The organism is Lysinibacillus telephonicus, assembly GCF_003966145.1.
GTDB classification, from domain to species: Bacteria; Bacillota; Bacilli; order Bacillales_A; family Planococcaceae; genus Ureibacillus; species Ureibacillus telephonicus.
The window spans coordinates 72,555-90,393 of sequence record NZ_RXNR01000004.1 but is presented as its reverse complement, the minus strand read 5'-3'; the positions used below and the strand labels follow the sequence as shown (position 1 = coordinate 90,393).

17 protein-coding genes and 2 other annotated features (1 of these 19 running past the window's edge) are annotated in these 17,839 nt (G+C 35.2%); all 17 genes read right to left on the bottom strand.

Annotated features, from left to right (window positions below):
• Position 1, bottom strand: a sequence feature (ribosomal protein L21 leader region) (it extends 78 nt beyond the left edge of the window).
• A 42-nt stretch (positions 2 to 43) separates the two neighbouring features.
• Positions 44 to 682: a site-2 protease family protein gene (locus tag EKG35_RS21185; RefSeq protein WP_246020135.1), complete on the bottom strand. Its 639-nt coding sequence runs from the start codon at positions 680 to 682 to the stop codon at positions 44 to 46.
• A complete protein-coding gene (locus EKG35_RS02280) occupies positions 655 to 1,230 on the bottom strand; it encodes a M23 family metallopeptidase (RefSeq protein ID WP_126292695.1) in 576 nt (191 codons plus the stop codon). The genes EKG35_RS21185 and EKG35_RS02280 overlap by 28 nt, the downstream gene beginning before the upstream one ends.
• Positions 1,231 to 1,595: 365 nt before the next feature.
• Positions 1,596 to 2,393 carry a septum site-determining protein MinD gene (gene minD / locus EKG35_RS02275; RefSeq protein WP_126292694.1) on the bottom strand — a complete coding sequence of 266 codons (798 nt, stop codon included), beginning with the start codon at positions 2,391 to 2,393 and terminating at the stop codon, positions 1,596 to 1,598.
• Position 2,394: 1 nt separating this feature from the next.
• On the bottom strand, positions 2,395 to 3,063 hold the full coding sequence (locus EKG35_RS02270) for a septum site-determining protein MinC (RefSeq protein ID WP_126292693.1): 669 nt from the start codon (positions 3,061 to 3,063) through the stop codon (positions 2,395 to 2,397).
• Between the two features lie 28 nt (positions 3,064 to 3,091).
• Complete coding sequence (gene mreD / locus EKG35_RS02265; RefSeq protein WP_126292692.1) at positions 3,092 to 3,616, bottom strand: rod shape-determining protein MreD; 525 nt, start codon at positions 3,614 to 3,616, stop codon at positions 3,092 to 3,094.
• Entirely contained in the window at positions 3,617 to 4,537 is a 921-nt protein-coding gene (gene mreC, locus EKG35_RS02260; RefSeq protein WP_126292691.1) for a rod shape-determining protein MreC, read from the bottom strand.
• A 12-nt stretch (positions 4,538 to 4,549) separates the two neighbouring features.
• Positions 4,550 to 5,569, bottom strand: coding sequence for a rod shape-determining protein (locus tag EKG35_RS02255; protein ID WP_126292690.1), 1,020 nt, complete (start codon positions 5,567 to 5,569; stop codon positions 4,550 to 4,552).
• Between the two features lie 572 nt (positions 5,570 to 6,141).
• On the bottom strand, positions 6,142 to 6,381 hold the full coding sequence (locus tag EKG35_RS02250) for a hypothetical protein (protein WP_126292689.1): 240 nt from the start codon (positions 6,379 to 6,381) through the stop codon (positions 6,142 to 6,144).
• A complete protein-coding gene (locus tag EKG35_RS02245; RefSeq protein WP_126292688.1) occupies positions 6,378 to 7,601 on the bottom strand; it encodes a DUF4062 domain-containing protein in 1,224 nt (407 codons plus the stop codon). Before EKG35_RS02245 ends, EKG35_RS02250 begins: the two co-directional genes overlap by 4 nt.
• Positions 7,602 to 7,914: 313 nt before the next feature.
• A complete protein-coding gene (locus EKG35_RS02240) occupies positions 7,915 to 8,664 on the bottom strand; it encodes a hypothetical protein (protein ID WP_126292687.1) in 750 nt (249 codons plus the stop codon).
• Positions 8,665 to 8,667: 3 nt separating this feature from the next.
• Positions 8,668 to 9,381: a hypothetical protein gene (locus EKG35_RS02235; RefSeq protein ID WP_126292686.1), complete on the bottom strand. Its 714-nt coding sequence runs from the start codon at positions 9,379 to 9,381 to the stop codon at positions 8,668 to 8,670.
• 262 nt (positions 9,382 to 9,643) lie between these two features.
• Positions 9,644 to 10,342: a RadC family protein gene (gene radC, locus EKG35_RS02230; RefSeq protein WP_126292685.1), complete on the bottom strand. Its 699-nt coding sequence runs from the start codon at positions 10,340 to 10,342 to the stop codon at positions 9,644 to 9,646.
• A 15-nt stretch (positions 10,343 to 10,357) separates the two neighbouring features.
• On the bottom strand, positions 10,358 to 10,945 hold the full coding sequence (locus tag EKG35_RS02225) for a Maf family protein (RefSeq protein ID WP_126292684.1): 588 nt from the start codon (positions 10,943 to 10,945) through the stop codon (positions 10,358 to 10,360).
• Positions 10,946 to 11,040: 95 nt separating this feature from the next.
• Complete coding sequence (locus EKG35_RS02220) at positions 11,041 to 11,685, bottom strand: hypothetical protein (protein WP_126292683.1); 645 nt, start codon at positions 11,683 to 11,685, stop codon at positions 11,041 to 11,043.
• A gap of 124 nt (positions 11,686 to 11,809) precedes the next feature.
• Complete coding sequence (locus EKG35_RS02215; protein WP_126292682.1) at positions 11,810 to 13,069, bottom strand: bifunctional folylpolyglutamate synthase/dihydrofolate synthase; 1,260 nt, start codon at positions 13,067 to 13,069, stop codon at positions 11,810 to 11,812.
• A 110-nt stretch (positions 13,070 to 13,179) separates the two neighbouring features.
• Positions 13,180 to 14,472: a bifunctional folylpolyglutamate synthase/dihydrofolate synthase gene (locus EKG35_RS02210; protein WP_126292681.1), complete on the bottom strand. Its 1,293-nt coding sequence runs from the start codon at positions 14,470 to 14,472 to the stop codon at positions 13,180 to 13,182.
• Between the two features lie 285 nt (positions 14,473 to 14,757).
• Positions 14,758 to 17,412: a valine--tRNA ligase gene (locus tag EKG35_RS02205; RefSeq protein ID WP_126292680.1), complete on the bottom strand. Its 2,655-nt coding sequence runs from the start codon at positions 17,410 to 17,412 to the stop codon at positions 14,758 to 14,760.
• Positions 17,413 to 17,474: 62 nt separating this feature from the next.
• Positions 17,475 to 17,714, bottom strand: a binding site (T-box leader).
• Between the last annotated feature and the right edge of the window lie 125 nt (positions 17,715 to 17,839).

The window sequence follows — 17,839 nt, the reverse complement described above, 5'->3', positions numbered from 1 at the left end:
GTGCTACAAACAATAACATTACAATATTATCATAGCAATATAGTCACGTCAACCTATTCATTACATGTTTCTCAAAAGCTAATCTATATTTCCGATAACGCCATTCACTAATTAACTTTATAAGTAAAAAAATACTTAGTACTAGTAAAAATAAAGTTTTAGGCAATAAAATAAATGTAATTATAACTGTTAATAAAATTAAAATTAACGAAATGGTTAAGTATAATTCATATGCTCTAGCACGTGGATAAATGATTAAAATTAGTGCCATCATTATTCTACCACCATCAAGCGGCCAAATGGGAATAATATTTACAGCTAATAAGACAAGTTGAATTTTCAATAATAAATCCGCAACTAACGGATCTAAAAAAGGAGTGATAGCAATACAACAAATTGTTGCAATTGGGCCGCCAAGTGCAATTATAAGTTGTTTCCCTGGGGGAATTGCCATCCCTCCCCGTAATTCAATCTCTCCCCCGTACGGCATAATAACACAACGTTCAACTTTGACATTACAAAAATAGGCAGCAATTATATGTCCTAGTTCATGAACAATTAATGATGATAAAATAAGTGCATAGTAAGAAACATTTCCATACAAGACCATACCAAACAAAATCGGCAAAAATAATGGATGAATTGTCATACGCATCATGATTGCGTATGCTCTTTCATCCATTCTAAAGTCTCCTCAAGATTTAAAACCTTCCCATCCTTTTCAATCTTAATATACAAGTCACCTATTTCTTTATTAGCAATTGTACTTCCTCTTTCAATTGATGTATATGGCAACAATGAAAACGAATCCACGTTTCCATAAGTAATCGTTGTATCGTCTTCATAGAAAACCGAAATTGTTTTTCCTGTCGTTTTGGAATGTCCTGTATACACTACAAGACCATTTTCAATAGCAAGAATTGGAATCGCCTGCTCGTAAGTTAACAAATATCCATTATCAAATGGTTTTACAGCAACAAAGGACAATAATTCTTGATTAATAGTCTCTGATGATACAGTTATTGTCGTATCCGTTTCACTTCCAAATACCTCTCTTAACAAATTACGCATCATAGTCAAATCCTCTGAACTATATACAATTTTTTTTACATCTACATTTAATTGTCCATTTTCCTGCAAGCGATTTCCGACCAACACAATCGCACAGAGAACAAAAGCTGCAATCCATTTCCATTTTTTGTTCACTACCTCATCCATTCTCTTTTTCATAGTATATGAAAAATATGAAATTACGATTCAACTAGATAGAAAAAAGAACTGTCGTAAAACATCGATTTTTTGTAATGCGTAACATATGATTCGGTTATATAAAAATACTCTGTATTTCTCTTTAATCGTATATAAGTAAAATCTCAGCTAGGTAAAAAAACAATACTAAGTAACATTCGCTTTTGCCGTAGTTATCGTATAGTAAGACCCCTGTTTCCCACTTATACAAACAGGAATTAAAAAAGCCGTTTTTTATAAAGCTTAATCAAAGCTACAATTTTCTTTTTAAAATAGATGCTAATCTTCTTCAAAAATAAAAAAAAAAGCTATTGAATTCACTGATTCAATAGCTTCTTCCTATTAACTTACTTAGAAAAAATAGAAATCAATTTCTTAAACATTCCCTTATGATCATCTTCCAATGCCATTAATGGAACTGATTCTCCAAGAATTCTTCGAGCGATGTTGCGATACCCTAATGAAGCTCTATTATTCGGATCCATTACAATTGGCTCACCTTTATTAGATGAGCTAATTACTTCTTCACTATCGATGATAATGCCTAGTAAATCAATTGATAAATGTGCAGTTATTTCATTAATATCTAACGCATCCCCATTTTTCATTAAATCTTTTCGGATGCGGTTAATGATTAACTTTGGCGGCTCAATTTCTTCTTGTTCCAATAAACCAATGATGCGATCTGCATCACGCACTGCTGAAATTTCAGGCGTTGTTACAACAATTGCACGATCAGCGCCAGCTACTGCATTTTTATATCCTTGTTCAATTCCGGCAGGGCAATCAATTAAAACATAATCATATTCACGTTTCAACTCTTCAACTAAATTTTTCATTTGTTCAGGTGTTACAGCATTTTTATCCGTAGTCTGAGCAGCAGGTAATAAAAATAGTTTTTCGTCAACACGCTTGTCCTTCACAAGGGCCTGATGAATTTTACAGCGACCTTCTACGACATCGACTAGGTCATATATAATGCGATTATCTAATCCTAACACTAAGTCTAAGTTACGTAAGCCGATATCTGTATCAACTAAGCATACTTTCTTCCCTTGAAGGGCCAATGCAGTTCCCAGATTGGCAGTAGTTGTAGTCTTACCTACACCGCCTTTACCTGAAGTTACTACTATCGCTTCTCCCACATTAGCTTCCTCCTTTAAATGCACTTAATAATGGTCGTATATTTCTTACTTCTTGTAAACGCTCATATGAAATAATGCCATCTCTATTAATATATGCGAACAATTGTTCAGCATGTTCTATAATAAAGGGTTTTTCATTTGACATAATTTCTGTTTTATCAGCAATTAAAACGTGGGTTGGTTTAAAATGTGAAGCAACGATAATTGCATCATTATTTCCATTTATCCCTGCATGTACTATTCCTCTTAAATTACCAAGTACGAATATATTTCCACCTGCTTCTATTTTACCATTGGGATTTACATCTCCAAGAACAATTATATCCCCTGATGCTTTTAAAATCTGACCAGAACGAACTATTCCAACATACGTTTCACATTGATTAACTAATCGTTGATTGGTACTTTCTTGGATTGAAATAACGTCACTCAGTACTTTAGAAACATGCATGTTGCCGGGGCGGTGTACAATTTCGATTAGCTCAGTTTGCTGTTCGTTTGAAAGATAACGGTTTCCTAAGTGGAGCTGTACATCTACTTTCCCATCAATACCGCCTTCGGAAACTTTGCGTTCAAGTTCCTCTACAAGTTCTGCGTAGGCGCACTGATCATCTAGCCGAAGTACTAACCCTTCTTTTGTCCCTTTAATATGGACAAGCTGTTTTTTCATAAAAAAGCGACACCTCACGCGTTCATTTTTAAGAAATATCTCGTGCACGCTGTAACAGCCGCGCATTGATTAAATATTTAAATGCCCAACCAAGCATAATTAAAAATAATAAATTAGCTATCATGGTTGGAAGTAAACGATTACTTAAAAAATCTGTAAACGGAATCGTTGTAAAATTAATAAAATAGAAAAAATAATATAAGACAAGTTCCATAAGTGCGACTAAAACTAATGACAAAATAGTTGTTACACTTAAATGCTGGTGAATAAATTTCACACTTGATCCTGCTATAAAGCAAACAAGGGGGTATAAAAAGGAATATAATCCAATAATATCAATGTAAAACACATCATACAAGAGTCCAAAAAGCAAACCGTAAATACAAGCTCGCTTACGACTATAATAAATCGAAAGAAATATTAAATAGAGAATGACAAAGCGAGGCACCAAATAGACAACACCGTCTCCCCAGCTAATAGGTGAAAAAAGTGCAAATTCCGGTTCCAATAAGAACAACGCGACTGCGACAAAGGGAATTAGAAAACGAATCATTTATTCTTCACCTTCATTTGCAGATTCACTGTTTGTCTTATTCGTAAGGTCTTTATTTGTGCCTTCACCATCAGAACCATCAATGATTGTTGCATTTCTTTTTGCAATGATAACATCCTCTAGCATTGAAAAGTCTGCTGCCGGTTTAACATACGCCATTTTCGTTAGACCAAAATCATCTGTTGTAACCTCTGTTATTTCTCCAATTAAAATCCCTTTTGGGAAAATTCCACCTAAACCTGATGATACTACTAGCTCTCCTACGTTCACTTCAAAACTTGAGTCGATTCTCTTTAATATTAATTCATTACGCTCTACGTCATATCCTTCTATTAACCCAAAAACATCCTTTTTTTCTCCCTGAACAATTGCCGAAACACGATAATTTGGATTATTTGTATTAAGCAGCTCCACTTCGGAAGTAAAAGGTGTTACCAAGCTGATTTTCCCAATTAACCCTTGGGATGACATGACAGCCATATTTAATTTTACGCCTTGGGATGATCCCCTATTTAAAATAATTTTTTCTTCCCATTGGTCTGGATTGCGGGCAATTACTGTTGCGTTTAATGGATCGTAATCCTTTAAGCTACTCTCTTTATCTACTAACTCTTTTAAAGATTCATTTTCAGATTGCAATGTATTAACTTCTGCTTGGAGAACAGCAAAATCTTCCAAACGCATTTTTAGACGTTTATTTTCTTCATACGTATTTAATAAAGAATTAATATTATTAAAAATACCTGTTATGTAATTTGCTGGCTTCGCTACAATAGATTGTGCAAAGCCAACAGTGTCTTTAATAAATTGTTCAGGAAGACTAGCATTTTGGCGATCACGTAATGAGAAGCTAATCAATGCCACAAGGAAAATCATGCCAACTAGCAGCAATATTAATTTCTTGTTCATAAAATGTGGCATTGGAATTCCCCCTTACCCTCTCATTTGTTGTGAACGAACTAAATCGATATGTTCTAATGCTTTACCTGTACCTAGTGCAACACAATCAAGTGGGTTTTCAGCAATAAATACAGGCATATTTGTTTCATCGCTTATAACTTTATCAAGATTACGTAGAAGTGCTCCACCACCAGTTAAAACAATACCTCTTTCCATAACATCTGCAGAAAGTTCTGGAGGTGTTTGTTCTAATGTTTTCTTTACACCATCAATGATTGCCGTTATTGCTTCACGAAGCGAATCTGAAATTTCTTCGGCAGTAATTTCAATTGTTTTTGGCAACCCAGTTAATAGGTCGCGTCCTCTAATTTCCATTTTTTCATTTATATCATCTACTCGTGCTGTACCGATTTCAATTTTAATTTTTTCAGCTGTTCGTTCACCGATTGTTAAATTATATGTTTTTCTTATATAAGTAGTAATCGATTGATCCATTGCATCGCCGCCGATGCGAACAGATTCACTTGTTACGATGCCACCTAATGAAATTACAGCAACCTCAGTAGTACCTCCACCAATATCAACTACCATCGAGCCTGTTGGATCCCAAACAGGTAAATCTGCTCCAATCGCAGCAGCAAAAGGCTCTTCAATTGTAAATGCTTCTTTTGCCCCCGCTTGTCGACTTGCATCAATAACCGCACGTTGTTCAACTGATGTAATACCATATGGTACACAAATCATCACATTAGGCTTTTTCCAATTAGAGCCTGAATTTTTTAACGCTTGCTTTAAATAATACTGAATCATTGTTGTAGTAATATCAAAATCTGCAATTACGCCATCTTTCATTGGACGAATTGCAACGATTGATCCTGGTGTTCGGCCAATCATATTTTTTGCATCGTTACCAACCGCAACAATGTCACCAGTTTTTGTATTTTTTGCTACAACTGAAGGTTCGCGTAAAACGATACCTTTACCTTTAATGAAAACTAATGTATTCGCTGTGCCAAGATCAATCCCGACATCTTTATTTCCTAATCCAAACAAATTTTGTACTCCCTTTCTGTTTAAGCCGTTCTCTCTTACAATGCTTAAAATCATAAGAATTATTATAGCGGAAAAGCTCGAAAAATTATAGTGTTACATGTACTGTTCTATCATATTTGTTTTACTACAATCAATTTTTATCGACATTTTTCATTTTATTTCGATTCTTGCCATGAAACAAATAAAATAATTATGTAAGTTTTTACATTCATGTAACAACTGCTCCATTCACATGACGAAAAAAATAAAAATAGGTTCTTTAAAAAACTAATTGTAATAGTATGTATCAAATTTAATATAAAACACATTTTTCCTTATTACTGTTACTAACTTGTAATTATAGTATTACACATTTTTATTTTGCACTAAATAACAGTCGAAAATCCATAATAAATAGATTTCGACTGTTTATGAAAAACGAAACGGATATCGGACATGTTATTTTATTCATTCGACAGTAACGACTATGCCTAAACGTGAACTTTAGCTTTATCAAAAGTTAATAATTAATAACACAACAAGAGTACTCTTTTCTAAAAAAGAATACTCTTGCCTTTAGAAACAAAACATCATTATTTTCTTCTGTTTTGAGGACGTGGCATTATTTTTTCGGATTCAATAAGAATTCTATCTATAGAATTGATGTTATCTGTCATTGATTCTCGAAATGTTCCAGTTTTTGCATCTCTTATAATCCATCCACCGTGTTTATTTATTTTATCTACCTTACCTAATTTTCTTCCAGAGACTGCGGAGGATCTTTTTACAACTACAGAACCTTGTATTTTATAATTAACAGATTCTTTACTCATAATACCCCTCCTATCATTGATTTAAAATATTCAAAGAAGTACTCTTCTTCTTTTGCATTTATTATAGCACTTTCAATCTCTTCTACGTAAGCCATAACATTATTACCTGTCCAGTAAGTATCAAGTGAAAAATGCAAACAAAATACATAATTTCCAACAGGTTCTGTTAGATAAATAGTTTGTTTTTCTTCCCGAAAAGCAATAATTCTTTCTTCTTTAGTAAATGCTTCAACTACAAATATGTCTTCTTCATCAATTGAAAAATAATACGGTGCGGATATTTCGCCTGTAGTACCCACAAGATGCAAAAACTTTTCTTTATCTTCATTATATAAATAAAGTGAAGCCGCAAAGCAAGTAATTGTATTTACTTTTATTGGATTAAAATTAGGTGCTTGAACTATATCCCTTGGCTGTTTTAAAAATTTGATACCTTTTTCTAAAAAGTTTGACCAACTATCAACATTATATTCTTTAGAATGAACTAAGTTCTCCATAATTAAATTTTTTTCATGGAGAAGTTCTATAGTATAATCAGCATAACTTAATAAATACGAGGCTTGTTTCTTTAACTGATTTATTCGATCTTTTTCTGAAATCAAACTTACTACTGAACGAAAAGATGTACTTAACATCTGTGAGATTATTTTAGCATTACTTGGAGTATCAGAAAAATCAAATTCATAAAGCCACTCCCTGTTACTATAAATATCGAATAAGAAAGCCCAAACAAAAGGATCTGCATTTGATAATATTTCCTTTGCCATTACATCTTTACAATTCTCTATCCAATATTGAAATGGATCATACGGCGATTTGGGTATTCGATGATTTTCGTTTAAATATTCCTGATATAAAACTTTTAGCTGAGGGTGTAAAATATCGAAGTTCCTTTTGATATCTGGTGAAACAAAAACTAGTATGTGCTTCATTTCATTTCTAGCTGTTTGGTATTCACGATATGTAGCTGTTATATTTCCCGACATTAGATTAGGACTTGCACCTGATTTTCTATTGATTAAAAGTATAAAAATATCACTTGACCTAACCACTTGCAAGCACTGCTCAAGTGTGTCTGTTTCCCATGTTCCAAAGTCACCTGTTTCAAATATCGGCACTTCATGACCACTTTCTTCCAAACATTCTTTTATAATTTTTCTTGGACTTTTTAAATCAGCTTCATACGCAGAACTTATAAAAATCCTAGTCCGATTAATCACTTAGCCCCACCCTTTTAAGTGTAGTAATGTTATGTTAACTTAGAAGAATTTTCTCCAAATAAACCAGGTTTCAAGTTTGAATATATATACAAATTTTACCTTAAATACGAACGATTGTTAATGTATATTTTCTGATAAATCTAAAAAGAAGGTTCAACCCATATTGAACCCAACTCGCTTCAGAAATTATTTATTATTCTATTTATTACAGTTAAGCCAACATTAATACTGAATTCTATCAAAATTATTTTTTCATTATAATTTATCTGTTAAAGAAAAAAGGAAATCAATTTGACTATAGGACTAATGAATTTCATTTAAGATATTCCACATCTACTCGATTGAATATCATGACATGCTCTAATTCCACGTCATCACCGGTAGAAAAGCCACCCCCATTACTTGATAGTTCTGGGTAAGATTCGCGCTTCATCTCATCATATGGAATCCATCCAAAATACATCGATTGATCAGGAAAAAAATGCTGGAAAGAAGGACTTGGTTTATTTGCTAATTGTGATTTTGAAAATTCCTCTATTATTGTTACCCATTCTTCTGGGAGCTGCATTACACCATAAGATTTGTCTTTTAGTGAAACTTCTTTCATCATTTGAATTTTTGGTGAATAGGTATGGATATTATCTGAAACATAGAAATTTCTATCTCTTACGAAATAAAACTCAATTGAACCTAAAGCATCTCCCGGGTGAATATTCCAAACAAAATAATAGGATGAAGGGTTATTTTTATTCGCTTTGAATAGCCTCGGTATTCCACTTGTATCTATCTCTGCAATTTGCCACTCATGATTTTTCCAAACCCAATAGCTGAGACCATACATATTTTCATTTGAAATAAACGGTACTACGACATGACGCTCATCAACAAAAGATGTATCTTGGATGAGTTTTGCTGTCACTTCGGGATAGCTATTATTTATCTCTTCAAGAAGTTGTTCAATCGGTGGAAAGGGATTAGGCTCAGAAAATTCAAACCAGTAAATCATTGCGAATAATATAACAGCTACTGCTATTCCAGTCATAAGAAATGACTTTTTTTTCATGAACTATTCCACCCTTTCTATCAAGGACATTTCAGAGCGAAAATAAAGTTGCTCTTTTGGCGTCGATACGAGGATTCCCTTTCCATCCTCCTCTATATAAATAATTGAATGAAGGCCGCTCCCCCATTTAGGAAATGTACCAACAAGTTGATATGGGAACCGCTCATTTCTCTCATTCGTATCAGAATTTATTACTATGTCTTGGTACCACTCGCTACTATTGATCTTTTGTTTTTCCATTGTTTCCAATTGATTTAATAGATCATCTTTCACGAGAGGTTGCCCATTCCCTGATGGATGAATCGTTACAATTGCTGCATGTTCAATGTTGGAAATATATGTAGAAAGTTTATCGTTAGGATATATTAAATAATGAATCGGTAAAGTTAATAATGTGGCAGCTAAGAAAATAAAATTTGCCCAAAAACCAACCCAAGCAAATGAACGATACTTTTGCCAGCTCTCCTCCCGTGGTTTTAAAATGAAATACAGAATCCATACACCAAGAGGCAATATCGGAATATTTATTATTGATTGAAACAAATTGAATTTAATTGAAAAGGAGAATAGCCCTACAATCATGACAATCAACATTTTCCATATTTCAGGCTTTATGATTTGTTTTTTATAAACTCTGTACACCCAAAAAAGTATACCGCTCCAAGCTATTATATTGAAGACTGTAGCAACAACATCGAACGTAGATTCAATATTCATTTTCAACACCTCCTCATTTTGTCGAATCAAATCCGGGATTCGAAAAAATTAATATTTCACTAAACTTACTCATTGAATTCTTTTTCGAATTTACTTCTTTACAAACATACGGAAATATTATCCAAAAAGTTTCAGTAATCTTGATAATTTTCAGCTTCAACTTAAAACTAAAAAAATTAATTTAGCAATTCGTATTTAAAATCAAACAAAAAACAGACGGAAATCCATAAAAAATAGATTTTCGTCTGTTTAGATAACTTTATTACATATAGCCCTTTTCTTTTAAACTCGTAAATTGATGATCTCCAATGATAACATGATCAACAAGTTCAATGCCGATGATATACCCTGCTTCTTGCAGACGCTTCGTCACTTCTATATCTTCTGGACTGGGCGCTGCGTTTCCAGATGGATGATTATGTGCACAAATAATAGAGGCTGCAGAACGTTTAACAGCTTCGCGGAATATTTCTCGTGGATGGACAATGCTGGAATTTAAGCTGCCAATAAAAATTGTTTGTTTGTGCAATACTTGATTTTTTACATTTAAAAATAAAACGACGAAATGCTCTTGCTGCAATGAAGACATTTCAGGCATTAAATAAGTGGCTGCATCTTGTGGGGAACGGATTGTGAAACGAGAGTCTACTTGCTTCTGCGCAAGCCTCCTGCCAAGTTCTATAGCTGCCAAAAGCTGTACCGCCTTTGCTTCGCCAATCCCCTTTACCGATATAATTTCTTCGAGTGTTGCATGTTTTAGCCCATGCAATTTCTCAAAATAATTTAATACACGATTTGCAAGCGCAAGCACAGACTCTTGCTTTGTTCCTGTACGTAATAAGATCGCAATTAACTCTTGATTCGATAAACTTTGTGCACCTTGCCGGATTAGCCGTTCACGCGGCCGGTCTTCTGCATGAACATCACGTATCATAAGCTCCGGAAAGATCGCAATGGTCATTCAACTTCACTTCCCTTAAATTTTAATAATATTTAGTGCAACTAATTTTTCAAACACACTTGCTAAAGGTAATCCGACTACATTGTTGTAGTCTCCATCAATTCGATCTACCAATAGGGCACCAAGTGTTTGGATGCCATAGCCACCCGCTTTATCAAAAGGGTCGCCCGTTTCTACATAAAAATTAATTAGCTCAAGTGAAAGTTTCTTAAAATATACGAAGGTCTTTTCCACAAAAATTTCTTCTGTTCCATCGGGCTGAATAATTGCAACCGCAGTCATGACTTGATGAACATTATTAGAGAGTTTTTGCAAGTGAGCTATCGCTTCTTCCTTTGTTTTTGGTTTATGTAACAGTGTGTCCTCATAAACGACTACTGTATCTGCACCAATAATTGTTTTTCCAACAGCTACTTTTGCAACATCACGTGATTTTAGCAAAGCTACTTCTTTAACATACTCTTCCATCAATTCTGCTTGTACCGATGTCTCCACCACATTACTTGTAATAACCTCAAAAGGAATACCTAATTTTGAAAATAGTTCCTTTCGTCTTGGTGAAGATGATGCCAACACAATTTCGTGATCTGTAATTAAATTCATTTCCATTCCTCCTGTCTATATAATAGCTGAGGAAACGAAATTTGAAAATTTTTAGCGAACCATAGAAAACTAGAATTCTCCCTAAAAACCATCTATTAAAATTCAATTTTCAAGCAGTCATTTTTAGTCATATAATGAGCAATTAAATGCAGCCTGGCAACTCCTAAATCATCTGAAAGACTTGATATTGCTGATGTTATTGATTGCCAATCCTCAGGAATATTTTCAGGGACATTGCCTTCCTCAAAATAAAATTTTGAACGATCATTGCTTTGCAAATTCTTGGGCAAACTTTGAATTTCTGGGTTTGTACAGGCTCCTCCAGATAATTTAAATGGTTTTACAAATGAAGTGGGATTATCCGATAGAACAATATCTTCTTTGATCGGCGTTACTGAGGACCAAACATAATAACTCCCATCCACTTCTACAACTGCACTCGTATTAAGAGAGGCATATCCAGAAGTAAATTCTAACGCTGCTGCTTGACTTGAAAATACACCATGTTGGTTTGCGAAAAATTCCACTGATGAATCAACTTCTATATTATTATTTGTTGATTGTACTGGTATGACTTCTTCTTCCTTGCCTTGACTAGTCTGTTCTGCTGTTTCTGTTTCTGTAGTATTCATTGAACTAAGTAATAGTATAAAAAACAGTACTCCTGCTAGGCCTGCCACTGAACCTAAAATTGCTGCATATGTTAGGTCTCTTCGTCCGATTCCTTTTGGAAATTTCATTCGCATCACCTCATTGTAACCGTAACAAATACAGAACAAAAAAAAGCGAGACTATTGTCGTCTCAGCTAAAAAATATTTCGCAAATACTACGAATAATCGCTACGATTCAACATGATATTTGCTTTAATATTTATTTAAAAGTGCTTCTCTAATCTCAGCTAATAAATATAGCGAGCCCGTTACAATCGTTTTTCCATTGCGGTTTATACAGCTTTGAAGGAAAGGAATATAATCTTTTACGATTTGCTTAGATGACGCATTTGATAGAGAAAGCATATCCTCTGCCTTCATCGCACGTTCATTCATGAAATCAACAAAATAAAACTCTTCACTAACGGTTTCAAATGTCCGTAACACAGATTTCACATCTTTATCAGCTAACATACCGATAACAAAGCGAATAACCTCATTTGGAAACTGCTGCCGAATTGTTTCAGCAAGCTTTATTGCACTAGCTGGATTGTGGGCTCCGTCAAAATAGATATTTGGATATACTTGTTCAAATCGGCCAGGCAATGTAGCATGTTTTACACCTTCTCGAATTTTTTCAATATCCACTGGCAGTTGGAAATACTTCGCTACCTCAAATAAAGCCGTTATTGCCAACGCCATATTGTCGCCCTGATGTTCTCCCGGCAGTGACCGTTTTAGATCATTTATATAAAGACCGTTTTCATCATTAGTATATATATCTCCAAATTCATTCGTACAATCAATATTAAAATGGTCGCCAAGCTTTATTAAAGGTGCATGTTTTTCATAAGCTTCTTGTTCAACTACATAGAGGGCTTCCTCTGGCAATTTTCCAATTATTATAGGTCTACCTTCCTTAATGATACCCGCCTTGTGACTAGCAATGCTTTTAATTGTCGGTCCTAGAAACCTCGTATGTTCTAAAGCAATGCTGGTAATAATAGAGACTATTGGCGTGACAACATTCGTGCTATCTTCTCTGCCACCCATCCCAGTCTCTAACAGGACAAGATCTACCTCTTGTTGGTAGAAATGAAGAAAAGCCGCACATGTTAACAGTTCAAAATCTGTTAACATTCCACTTAAATTCGCATTTTTCATTTGTTTAAAAATACTATTTAATTCTTTTTCAGAAATCGCCTGTCCATTAATTTGAATTTGATCATGTACATCGACAATACAAGGAGACATAAACTTCCCAACAGTTAGACCATGCTGTTTTGATATTTGCTCTAAAAATGTAAGCGTAGAACCTTTGCCATTAGTCCCTGCGATATGAACAATATTTAAATGCTCTTGCGGATTATTTAACTTTTTTAATGCACTTCTAATCGCTCCAAGTCCCGGTTTAATAATTTGATCGCTTTCAACTTCCCATTTTTTTTTATATTCATCAAGTTTCGGAATCATTTTAAACTTCCTTTCTAAACTTCCCTAAGAATGACTGGCCGGAGACTTTACCTTTACCCAAATAAGGTTTGCACCATCACGGAATAAAAACAAATTTGCATTCACCCCCCCTATAGAGGCGGGAGTCTTTTGCTGAATGAAGATAAATATGTTCGTACTTCTGCAATAAAATAAAGAGAACCTGTAATGATTAACAGTTCATTTTCTAGAAGATTTTGTTCTTCATCTTGAATTAATTGCTTCCAGTTTTCATTTGAAATAATGTTTGGATGTTTTGACTGTGAAGCAAGATAATCAGCCTTTGCTGCGCGAGGCAATGGTATTTCAGTAAATCGCATGGCAGAAGCAACCTGATCCATCATTGCAATACTTTTTCCATGATCCTTATCCATTAATGCCGCATATACGAATTTATAGCTTTTATTTGGATACACTTGCTTTAATGTTTTAATTAGTGCAGCAGTTCCTTCTGAATTATGCGCACCATCAATAATAATTCGCTCGCCAACCCTTTCAAATCGGCCTTCCCAACGTGCATTTTGAAGTGCTTGTTTAATTGTATTCTCAGAGATATCACGATCAAATAGCTTTGAAGCTACAATTGCTAAAGAAGCATTTTCCACTTGATGCAAGCCTAACATTGCTAATGGTATATTACTTAAAGTAAGCTGCTGTGATTTAAAATCAAACGTTTGAGGGAAAGATTGTTGAATATTCTCGTAATGAAAATCCTCATTTAAACAGTATATTACAGCATCGCTTTGCATTGCCTTTTGCTTTATTACTCTCAGTGCTTCTTGTTGCTTTACCCCTACTACAACAGGCTTCCCGTCCTTTATAATCCCTGCTTTCTCGTATGCAATTTTTTCAATTGAATCCCCCAATATTTCGGTATGTTCTAATGAAATAGTCGTAATCACTGAAATCTCAGGAATAATTATATTCGTTGAGTCTATACGACCACCAATGCCAGTCTCTATTAATGCCACGTCTATTTGTCCATTCGCAAAATGCAATAGGGCTAGCACAGTCATAATCTCAAAAAAGCTAGGAAATTTCCCATCCAGCTTCGACTGGATGACATCTGAAATAATATTGGCATATTGTAAAAATTGTTCATCAGTAATTTGAACCTTATTTATTGTTATTCGTTCATTAACTCTTTCCAGATGAGGAGATGTAAAAGCGCCAACTGACAGGCCGTGTCCCATTAAAATTTCCCTCGTTGCATTTAACGTGGAGCCCTTGCCATTTGATCCAGCAAAATGTATGTATTTAACTCTATTTTGTGGATTCCCCAACTGCTCTAAAATAATTCGAACTGCTTCCAGTGGCTCACCCTTATATTCGCTTGCCTTCAATTTAAAAATAAAATCTGTACATTGTTCTATTGACTGAAACATTTAATCTGCTCCTGTTTTTAAAATATTTAATCTATACTATACCATCTTATATCAGTAAGGGCTTGTACGTACTCATTACTGGTTAGTCTATTGCATATTCACGTCCAAGCAGGTTGAACGATTAAGAAAGCACAGCCTGCCACTATAAACTGTGTACTAAGCTAGAAAAAAGGAGGAGTAACTAACTAATAGCGCTCCTTACAAAATGAAAACAATAAAAATTAATACTATATTTTCTACAACAACGAAAAATGCCCTAGTTAAACTAGGACATCTTCTATAATATTACATATTTTTTAACTCTGCTAAACGTTTTTCAACTACTTCATATTTTTCTTTGTAATCTGCCAGTTTTTCACGTTCTTTAGCAACAAGTTCCTCCGGTGCTTTTGAAACAAATTTTTCATTTGAAAGCTTTCCTGAAACTAATTTTACTTCCTTCGCCCATTTTTCTAGTTCTTTTTCAAGACGAGCAATTTCCTCTTCTAAATTAATTAAACCTGCTAAAGGTAAGAATAATTCAGCCCCTGTTACAACTGCAGTCATGGATTGGCTAGGTGCTTCAATGTTTTCACCAATTGTTAAGCTTTCAGGATTACAGAATTTCTCAACATATGCTCTATTTTCCTCTAAAACCCTTGTAGTTTCTGCATCCTTAGTTGCAATGAATAGCTCTACTTTTTTGCTCATAGGTGTATTTACTTCTGCACGAATGTTTCGCACAGAACGTATAATGTCCATGAGAAGCTTCATACTTGCTGCATCATTGCTAAAGTTGAATTCTTCTTTTACAGTTGGCCATGCAGCTACTGTAATAGATTCACCGCTATGAGGCAAGTGCTGCCAAATCTCTTCTGTAATAAATGGCATTAACGGATGCAGTAAGCGCATTGTGTTGTCAAGAACATATGCAAGAACAGATCTAGTTGTTTTCTTCGCTTGCTCATCTTCACCATATAGTGGAAGTTTAGCCATTTCGATATACCATGAACAGAAATCATCCCAAATGAAGTTATAAAGTTCACGGCCAACCTCACCAAACTCATAACGCTCTGCTAGGCTTGTTACACGTTCAATTGTTTCATTTAAACGAGTTAAAATCCATTTATCTGCAACATTTAAATTGCCTGTTAAGTCAATTTCTTCGTATTTTAAGCCATCCATATTCATGAGGGCAAAGCGTGATGCATTCCAAATTTTATTTGCAAAGTTCCAAACAGCTTCTACCTTTTCAGTTGTATAACGCAAATCTTGGCCTGGAGAAGAACCAGTAGCTAAGAAATAGCGAAGTGAATCGGCGCCATATTGTGCGATTACTTCCATTGGATCTACACCATTACCAAGCGATTTACTCATTTTACGTCCTTCACCATCACGGACTAAACCATGGATTAATACATCTTTAAATGGACGTTCGCCAGTAAATTCTTTACCTTGGAAAATCATGCGGCTTACCCAGAAGAAAATAATGTCATACCCTGTTACTAGTGTATTTGTTGGATAGTAACGTTTAAATTCTTCATTTTCAGCATCTGGCCAGCCCATTGTTGAAAATGGCCATAATGCAGAAGAGAACCATGTATCGAGTACATCTTCATCTTGTGTCCAGTTTTCAACATCTTCTGGTGCTTCTTTACCAACATAAATTTCGCCAGTTTCATTATGGTACCATGCCGGAATTTGATGACCCCACCATAGTTGACGAGAAATACACCAATCATGGATATTTTCCATCCAGCGATTGTACGTATTTTCAAAACGATTTGGAACAAAGTTAACTTTTTCCGCTTCATTTTTCTGCATTTCCAATGCTTGCTCTGCAAGAGGTCCCATTTTTACGAACCATTGAGCTGAAAGGTAAGGCTCTACCACAGCACCTGAACGTTCAGAGTGGCCTACTTGATGAGTATGTGGTTCAATTTCAACTAAAACGCCTGCTTCTTGTAGATCTTTTACGATTTGCTTACGGCATTCGAAGCGGTCTAACCCAGCATATTTTCCGGCAAGTTCGTTCATTGTGCCATCTTCATTCATTACAAGAATGCGTTCTAAATTATGACGATTACCAACTTCAAAGTCGTTCGGATCATGAGCCGGCGTCATTTTTACAACACCTGTACCGAATTCCATATCAACATAATCATCGGCTACGATTGGAATTTCGCGACCTACAATTGGAAGGATAACAGTTTTGCCAATTAAATGTTTGTATCGTTCATCTTCCGGATGTACAGCAACACCTGAGTCGCCTAACATTGTTTCTGGGCGTGTAGTAGCTACACGTAAAACACCAGAGCCATCTGCTAATGGGTATTCCATATGATAGAATGCACCTTCTACCTCTTTATGGATTACTTCAATGTCAGATAAAGCTGTTTTCGCAGCTGGATCCCAGTTAATGATACGTTCACCACGGTAAATTAGTCCTTTTTCATATAGCTTAACAAATACTTCTTTTACAGCATCAGATAAGCCTTCATCAAGGGTAAAACGCTCACGAGTATAGTCAAGTCCTAACCCAAGCTTTGCCCATTGTTGTCGAATATGACTAGCATATTCTTCCTTCCATTCCCATGTTTTTTCAAGGAATTTTTCACGGCCAAGGTCATAGCGCGACACTCCCTCTTCACGAAGTTTTGCTTCAACCTTTGCTTGAGTTGCAATACCGGCATGGTCCATACCAGGCAGCCATAATGCATCATATCCTTGCATACGCTTCATACGAACAAGAATATCTTGTAATGTAGTATCCCAAGCGTGGCCTAAGTGAAGCTTCCCTGTAACGTTTGGCGGTGGAATAACGATTGAATAAGGCTGTTTGCCACTTTCAGGCTGAGCTTCGAAAAATTTACCTTGCAGCCACCATTCATAGCGACCAGCTTCGATACTTTGCGGATCGTATTTCGTTGGCATCGAAATGTTTTGTTGTTCTTCTGACATAAATAGTTTTCCTCCTTAAATTAATGCCTGTTTTAAGACAAAATAAAAAACTCCTTCCGTCTAAAAAGGACGAAGGAGTTTATAATCATTCGCGGTACCACCTTTATTCCATGAGATTTACAAGCTTTAATCTCAATGGCTCTCATTTAAATAACGGCTTTTCACCGGCGTTTTGCTACTGTTATTTCACAAAAGCTGCTCCAAGGCTACATTCAAATGGTTGCAAGCAGAAACTTTTCAGCTACCGTTCCCTCTCTTGTGCAAGCAATTATCATTCTACTCTTCCTATTCATTGCATCAAATATTCAAATTCGCCGTACGAATTTGCATCTGCTGTAAGCTATCGGTGCAGATACATGCCGTCCAGATTTTGGTCGTGCATGCACGACATACTCCTTTCAAAATCTGTGACATCCGCCGGAGGCTA

Coding starts and splice junctions, on each gene's coding strand:
- EKG35_RS21185 (WP_246020135.1), bottom strand. CDS start 682: ATGGATGAAAGAGCATACGCAATCATGATGCGTATGACAATTCATCCA.
- EKG35_RS02280 (WP_126292695.1), bottom strand. CDS start 1,230: ATGAAAAAGAGAATGGATGAGGTAGTGAACAAAAAATGGAAATGGATT.
- EKG35_RS02270 (WP_126292693.1), bottom strand. CDS start 3,063: ATGAAAAAACAGCTTGTCCATATTAAAGGGACAAAAGAAGGGTTAGTA.
- mreD (WP_126292692.1), bottom strand. CDS start 3,616: ATGATTCGTTTTCTAATTCCCTTTGTCGCAGTCGCGTTGTTCTTATTG.
- mreC (WP_126292691.1), bottom strand. CDS start 4,537: ATGCCACATTTTATGAACAAGAAATTAATATTGCTGCTAGTTGGCATG.
- EKG35_RS02250 (WP_126292689.1), bottom strand. CDS start 6,381: ATGAGTAAAGAATCTGTTAATTATAAAATACAAGGTTCTGTAGTTGTA.
- EKG35_RS02240 (WP_126292687.1), bottom strand. CDS start 8,664: ATGAAAAAAAAGTCATTTCTTATGACTGGAATAGCAGTAGCTGTTATA.
- EKG35_RS02235 (WP_126292686.1), bottom strand. CDS start 9,381: ATGAATATTGAATCTACGTTCGATGTTGTTGCTACAGTCTTCAATATA.
- radC (WP_126292685.1), bottom strand. CDS start 10,342: ATGACCATTGCGATCTTTCCGGAGCTTATGATACGTGATGTTCATGCA.
- EKG35_RS02225 (WP_126292684.1), bottom strand. CDS start 10,945: ATGAATTTAATTACAGATCACGAAATTGTGTTGGCATCATCTTCACCA.
- EKG35_RS02220 (WP_126292683.1), bottom strand. CDS start 11,685: ATGAAATTTCCAAAAGGAATCGGACGAAGAGACCTAACATATGCAGCA.
- EKG35_RS02215 (WP_126292682.1), bottom strand. CDS start 13,069: ATGATTCCGAAACTTGATGAATATAAAAAAAAATGGGAAGTTGAAAGC.
- EKG35_RS02210 (WP_126292681.1), bottom strand. CDS start 14,472: ATGTTTCAGTCAATAGAACAATGTACAGATTTTATTTTTAAATTGAAG.
- EKG35_RS02205 (WP_126292680.1), bottom strand. CDS start 17,412: ATGTCAGAAGAACAACAAAACATTTCGATGCCAACGAAATACGATCCG.